At 71.4% G+C, this 6,000-nt stretch carries 6 protein-coding genes; all 6 read right to left on the bottom strand.

Annotated elements, in window-relative coordinates; all coding sequences use genetic code 11:
• Nucleotides 1-293, bottom strand: a 293-nt coding sequence (locus Q9R27_RS13275; RefSeq protein ID WP_311252864.1) for a hypothetical protein, incomplete at its 3' end; no start/stop codon positions are given.
• Nucleotides 294-311: 18 nt separating this feature from the next.
• Nucleotides 312-2,582 (bottom strand): [protein-PII] uridylyltransferase, encoded by a 2,271-nt coding sequence (locus Q9R27_RS13270; protein ID WP_311252863.1) that lies wholly within the window; start codon nt 2,580-2,582, stop codon nt 312-314.
• A 96-nt stretch (nt 2,583-2,678) separates the two neighbouring features.
• On the bottom strand, nt 2,679-3,017 hold the full coding sequence (locus tag Q9R27_RS13265; protein WP_311252862.1) for a P-II family nitrogen regulator: 339 nt from the start codon (nt 3,015-3,017) through the stop codon (nt 2,679-2,681).
• Nucleotides 3,014-4,393 (bottom strand): ammonium transporter, encoded by a 1,380-nt coding sequence (locus Q9R27_RS13260; protein ID WP_311252861.1) that lies wholly within the window; start codon nt 4,391-4,393, stop codon nt 3,014-3,016. The genes Q9R27_RS13265 and Q9R27_RS13260 overlap by 4 nt, the downstream gene beginning before the upstream one ends.
• A 189-nt stretch (nt 4,394-4,582) precedes the next feature.
• Nucleotides 4,583-5,713 (bottom strand): signal recognition particle-docking protein FtsY, encoded by a 1,131-nt coding sequence (ftsY, locus tag Q9R27_RS13255; RefSeq protein ID WP_311252860.1) that lies wholly within the window; start codon nt 5,711-5,713, stop codon nt 4,583-4,585.
• A 22-nt stretch (nt 5,714-5,735) separates the two neighbouring features.
• Entirely contained in the window at nt 5,736-5,900 is a 165-nt protein-coding gene (locus Q9R27_RS13250; protein ID WP_311252859.1) for a hypothetical protein, read from the bottom strand.
• Nucleotides 5,901-6,000 lie beyond the last annotated feature (100 nt).

The raw sequence follows: 6,000 nt of genomic DNA, 5'->3' as shown, positions 1-6,000 counted from the left end.
TCGGTCCACGCCTGGTCGTCCTCGGGGTCGGAGTGCTGCACGTAGACCTTGCGGATGTCGTCGGGGTCGATCCACATCACCAGCGTCGCTCCGCTGTCCATCTGCAACTCGACCTTGCCATCCCCGACGCGTGGTTCGGTGTCGGACGATTGGTCGGCGTACGCCGCGTCGTCGGGCGCCTGGGCGCTGCTGGAATAGGCGAAGGGTTCGTCGTCGGAGCACGCTGCCATGCCGGTCAGGGCAAGCAGCGCCGCCAGGATCCACGCCGGGCGGCCAGGGAGTCGATGGGCCATGGGCACCTCCTGCCCGGCTCACCCGTGGCGGAAACGTTCCGTCCCGACCGCCCCCTCGGCGCCGTCCGCCGACAGTGCAGCACGTACGCCGTGGGCCGCGGCAGCCGCACGGTCGTCAGTGAGCGCCCCCGCGCCGAGCTCCTGGAGGTAGAAGACATCGGTGGCCTGGGGCCCCAGCGTGTCCACGTGCGCCGATCGCACGGAGACCTTGAGGTCGGCCAGGGCGGCGCAGACCCGGTGCAGCACCCCGGGCCGGTCCTCGGCGCGCACCTCGAGCACCGTCGCGCTGTGCGAGGCGCCCGGACGGACCGCCACGCTGGGCTCCAGACGGGCCGGATGGTGTCCGGCCCGCGTGCGCAGCCGGGCGGCCGGATCGATCCGGCCATCGATGATCCCGAGCAGCCGTTGCCGCAGCAGGGCGGCGTCGAGGAACTGGTCGGCCACCTCCCACTGCGAGACCCCGAAGCCGTCATCGGTCCAGGCCCGCGCTGCCCGCACCGACGTCCCCTGCACGGCCAGCATCGCCGCGACATCGGCCAGCAGCCCGACCCGGTCACCGGAGACGACGGTGACCGTGGCGCCGGACTCGTGCTGGCGCACCGCGACGCTCACCTCGGCGCAGTCGTGGCGGACCTGCCACGGGATCTCCACGGCCTCCTCGCGTGGCACCGGGACCGGCGCCGCATCGGCCAGCGAAGCGCGGGTGGTCGCCACCAGGTGGCGCACCAGCCCGGCACGCCACGGGGTCCATGCCTTGGGCGAGGTGGCGCGGGCGTCTGCCTCGGTCAGGGCCAGCAACAGGTCCAGCTCTGCCTCGGAGCCCACCCCGGCACGGAGTTCGGCCACCGTGGCGGGGTCGTCGAGGTCGCGCGAGGTGGCCAGCCGGGCCAGCAACAGGTGGTGGCGGACCAGCCCGGCCACCAGGCCTGCCTCGTCGTCGCCGAACCCCATCCGCACAGCTGTCGCACACGCCACCGGCGCACCGACGCGGGCATGGTCACCTGCCTGGCCCTTGCCGATGTCGTGGAGCAGGGCCGCCACCAGGAGTACGTCGGGGCGGGCCACCTGCCGGATCAGCGAGGCCGCCTCGATGCAGGTCTCCACCGAGTGGCGGTCGACGGTGAAGCGGTGGATGGTCGAGGCGTGCGGCAGGGTGCGGATCTGCTCCCACTCGGGCAGGATCCGGTCCAGTCCCCCGACCTGCTCCAGGGTTTCCCACACGGGCAACAGTCCGCGACCGGCAGCCAGCAGCCGGACCATCACCTCCCGCGCCTGGCTGGGCCACGGCTCCGGCAGGGGGCCGCACTCACGGACCAGGCGCGCTGCGGTGGCCGGCGCCAGCAGCAGGTCCCGCTCGGCGGCCTCCGCGCAGGCCCGCAGCAGCAGGGTCGGGTCGTCCGCGGGGCGGGCGCCTCGGTCCAGCACGATCTCGTCGCGCGCGATCGCGACACCGGGTGCGACCGGGTGCAGTTCGGGGCGCCGTGGCCCGACGTTGCGGGGGCGCGCCAGTGCCCCGTCGACCCGGCGCCAGGCCAGCCGGGAGACGTGGCTGATCCGTCGTGCCGCGGTCCGGACCCGTTGCTGCGCGGCCAGCGGCGTGTCCAGCCCGAGCCCGGCAGCCAGGGGCGCCCATGCCTCCGGACCGATCCGGTCCCCCTGCCGGGCGCCAAGTCCGTGCAGCGCGTCGCGGACATCGAGCAGGTCCTGGCGGCACCGCTCCAGTTCCACGTGCGGCACGTCGACCAGCCAGGTGGCGACCAGCGCACGGAGCACGCAGGCGTCGCGCAGACCGCCCTGGGACTCCTTCAGATCGGGCACCCCGGCATGGGCCAGTTCCCCGGTGGCCAGGTGGCGCGCGGCGACCAGTTCGCGCAACTGGGGCAGCCGGGTGCGCGCATCGCGGCGCCACTGGGCCAGCACCGTGGTGCGCACCCGCAGGGCCAGGTGCGGATCCCCGGCCAGGAACCTCAGGTCGAGCAGGCCCAGGGCCACCTTCAGGTCACCCGCGGCAGCAGCGAGCACCTCGCTGGTGGAGCGGACCGCATGGTCCAGCCGGACACCCGAGTCCCAGAGCGGATACCAGACCTGGCCGGCCAGTGCCCCGGGGTCGACTCCGTCGTCATGGAGCAGCACCACGTCCAGGTCGGAGCGCGGGGCCAGTTCGCCCCTGCCATAGCCGCCGACGGCCACCAGCGCCACACCGGTCCGCGGTCCGGCCAGTCCGTCGTACGCCGTGCGGCACAGGTCGTCGGCCGCCTCGGTTCGGGCAGCGCGCTCGGCCGCAGTCATCGTTGCCTCCCGATCCCGGCCCGCCACGCCCGGACGCCCTGCGCGCCGGGGCCCGTGGGCCTCGACTCGCAGGGCGTCCTCATCGTGGCGGCCTGGTCAGAGCGCGGCTTCGTCGCGGTCACCGGTGCGGACCCGGACCACTGTCTCGACCGGGCTGATCCAGACCTTGCCGTCACCGATCCGGCCGGTGGCGGCCGCCTTCACGATGATCCCGGCCACGTCCTCGGCGGCATCGTCGTCGAGGACGATCTCGATCCGGATCTTCGGGACCAGGGCGATGTCGTACTCCGCACCCCGGTAGACCTCGGTGTGGCCCTTCTGGCGGCCATAGCCGCTGACCTCACTGACCGTCATCCCGGTGATCCCGAAGACCTCGAGGGCCTCCCGGACGTCCTCCCACTTGTGCGGCTTGACGACCGCGGTGACCAGCTTCATGCCTGTGCTCCTTCGGTGACGGGGGCCGAGGCGTCGGCCCGGTGCGCGGTGGCGCGGGTGGCGAGGACGGAGCGACGGGCTCCCGAGGCGCCGAACTCGTAGGCGGTCTCGCCGTGCTCGACCCGGTCGATGCCGCTGACCTCGTCGTCCTCGTCGATCCTCCAGCCGAGGGTGTACTTGATGGCCAGGCCCAGGGCCAGGGTCAGCACGGCCGTCCAGATGATCGCGAAGGCGACGATGGCGATCTGGACCACGAGCAGCTTCGGGCCGTCGCCGTAGAGGAGGCCGCCGCTGGTCGCGATGAAGCCCAGTGCCACCGTCCCGACCAGGCCGCCGACCAGGTGGACGCCGACCACATCGAGCGAGTCGTCGTACCCGAAGCGGTGCTTGAGGCCCACCGCCATGGCGCACAGCGCACCGGCCACCAGGCCGAGGGCGATCGCGCCGACCGGGCTGACGTCGCCGGCAGCCGGGGTGATCGCCACCAGTCCGGCCACGATGCCGGAGGCGGCACCCAGCGAGGTGGGCTCGCCGTCGCGGATCTTCTCCACGATCAACCAGCCGAGGATCGCAGCAGCCGTGCAGGTGGTGGTGTTGACCCAGGCCAGGCCGGCGCCACCGTCGGCGGCGTACGCCGATCCACCGTTGAAGCCGAACCAGCCGAACCAGAGCAGGCCGGCACCGAGCATCACGAATGGCAGGTTGTGCGGGCGCATCGGCTCCTTGCCGAATCCCTTGCGGGCACCGATCAGCAGGACCAGGACCAGCGCAGCAACACCGGCGTTGATGTGGACCACGGTGCCGCCGGCGAAGTCGATCGGCGCGACCTGGGCAACCGCCTCGGCGCCGTCACCGATGGTGCCGAAGATCTTCGCGGCCAGGCCGTCCGGGCCGTCGCCGAGGAAGCCGCCGCCCCAGACCATGTGGGCCAGCGGGAAGTAGCACAGCGTCGCCCAGATCCCGGTGAAGACCATCCAGGTGGAGAACTTGACCCGGTCGGCGATGGCGCCGCTGATCAGGGCCACGGTGATGATCGCGAAGGTGACCTGGAAGCCGACGTCGACGACGACCGGCAGGCCACCGGAGATGATGTAGTCGCCGTTGCCGTCCAGGATCGTGCCCTGCAGGCCGAACTGGTCGAACGGGTTGCCGAAGAACCCGCCCACGCTCTCGCCGTAGGACATCGACCAGCCCCACAGGACGTAGACGACGCCGATGGAGCCCATCGCTCCGAACGACATCATCATCATGTTGAGGACGGACTTCGCGCGGACCATGCCGCCGTAGAAGAAGGCCAGTCCGGGAGTCATCAGCAGCACCAGCGACGCTGATGTCAGCATCCACGCCGTGATGCCGGGGTCGAGTACGTCTTCCATGCTCAGAACCTCGTTGTGTCTCGGGAAGGGGCCGCCCGGCTCCTGACCGCGCTGTCAGGATCGGTGCCCCGGTGGGAGACACACTGCTGTCACGAGATTTCGCCGCGCGTGCTCATGTGTTGCGCGCGGGAAACGGATCGCGGGGTTCTGTTACGCCTGTGTTTCGCTCGGTCCGGACTCAGCCCGGCCTCAGCCCAGCAAGGCGTCGACGAATGCCTCGGGCTGGAACGGCGCCAGGTCGTCGGCGCCCTCGCCGAGGCCGACCAGCTTGACCGGGACGCCGAGTTCGCGCTGTACGGCGACCACGATGCCGCCCTTGGCCGAGCCGTCGAGCTTGGTGAGCACGATGCCGGTGACGTTGACGATCTCCGAGAAGACGCGCGCCTGGATCATCCCGTTCTGGCCGGTGGTGGCGTCCAGGACCAGCAGCACCTCGGTGACCGGGGCCTGCTTCTCGATGACGCGCTTCACCTTGCCTAGTTCGTCCATCAGGCCGGCCTTGTTCTGCAGGCGGCCGGCCGTGTCGACCAGGACCACGTCCGCGCCGTCCTCGGTCCCTTTCTTGACGGCCTCGAAGGCGACGCTGGCCGGGTCGGACCCCTCGGGCCCCTTGACCACGGGGACGCCGACGCGCTCGCCCCAGGTGGCCAGTTGCTCCACGGCCGCGGCACGGAAGGTGTCGGCCGCACCGAGCACCACCGTGCGCTCGTCGGCGACCAGGATCCGGGAGATCTTGCCCACCGTGGTGGTCTTGCCGGCACCGTTGACGCCCACCACCAGGACCACGCCCGGCTTGCCGTCCTCGCCACTGATCTGGAGGCGGCGGTCCATCTCCGGGTCGACCAGGTTGATCAGTTCTTCCCGCAGTACGTCGCGCGGGGTGCCGGCTTCGTTGCCCTCGACCCGGAGTCGGGTCCGGAGCTTCTCGACGAGTTCCTGGGTCGGGGCCACGCCGATGTCGGCGGTGAGCAGGGTGTCCTCGATGTCCTCCCAGGTGTCCTCGTCGAGGCGGTCGCGGGAGAGCAGTGCGAGCAGGCCCTTGCCCAGGCTGCCCTGGGAGCGGGCCAGGCGCTGGCGCAGGCGGACCAGCCGACTGGCGGTGCCCTCCGGACGCTCGATCGTCGGCGTGGGCTCGGCAACGGGTTCCTCAACCGGCGGCGCAGCAGGGGGTTCCTCGGTGGAGACCTCCGGCGGCGCACTCGGGGCCGGATCCTCGGAGGGCCGCTTGCGGCCGATGCCGGCAACCAGGCCAGCGATGGCGAGGACGCCGACGACAGCGATCGCGATGATCAGGTAGAGCCAGTCACCCAGGAAATCCATGGGTCGAATCCAACCAGAGGGTTCAGCGGCGGTCGATGGTGGGGACTGCGTCCACCGTCTTCTTCATCGCCTCGCCCACCCACGGGACACCGGGGATCTCCTCGCCGCGGTGCGGGAAGGCGGCGTACACGACGACAGCGCCGGACAGCACCAGGATCGCGAGCATCGACAAGGCAATGGCGAGCATGAGGTTCACCCCGAGGTGTTCAGATTGGCAAGCGGACCTTGCCAATCTGGCACAGTCATCGCGCCAACCCAAGCCGTGGTCACTCGCTCCCGCGGGGACG

The organism is Nocardioides sp. AE5 (genome assembly GCF_031844485.1).
Classification (GTDB): Bacteria; Actinomycetota; Actinomycetes; order Propionibacteriales; family Nocardioidaceae; genus Nocardioides.
The sequence above is the reverse complement of the archived record's forward strand: the minus strand, read 5'-3'. Positions and strand labels throughout refer to the sequence as shown.